The following is a 371-nucleotide window of genomic DNA, read 5'->3' as shown; positions in this document are numbered from 1 at the left end:
AGTTTGTTCAGTTTCAATAACGCCAATTGCAGTGTCAAGGACTATAATATCAGCTTCATTACCGCTAATATTTCCTGCATTTGTAGCTATACCAGAAATATCTTGGTCACCAGTATTTGTTCCAGAAGTATTCGCAATAATAGCGGCTTGTCCAGGAGTAATTCCTGTTTTAGCCGTATTTAGGGCAATAGCAGCATCTTGTGCAGTTTGTTCTGTTTCAATAGCCCCAATTGCTGTGTCAAGGACTAAAATATCGGCTTCATTACCACTAATATTTCCTGTATTAGTTGCAATATTAGTTGCATTTGTAGCAATTCCAGAAATATCTTGGTCACCAGTATTTGTTCCAGAAGTATTCGCAATAATAGCAG

1 protein-coding gene is annotated in these 371 nt (G+C 37.5%); it reads right to left on the bottom strand.

Features of this window, described 5'->3' with window-relative positions:
* A partial coding sequence (locus RM519_RS13965) for a hypothetical protein (RefSeq protein ID WP_311594443.1) occupies nt 1–371 on the bottom strand: 371 nt, incomplete at both ends.

It is taken from the genome of Urechidicola vernalis (genome assembly GCF_031846385.1).
GTDB lineage: Bacteria > Bacteroidota > Bacteroidia > Flavobacteriales > Flavobacteriaceae > Urechidicola > Urechidicola vernalis.
Note: the sequence above shows the minus strand (reverse complement) of the source record. Positions and strands in the feature narration are given on the sequence as shown.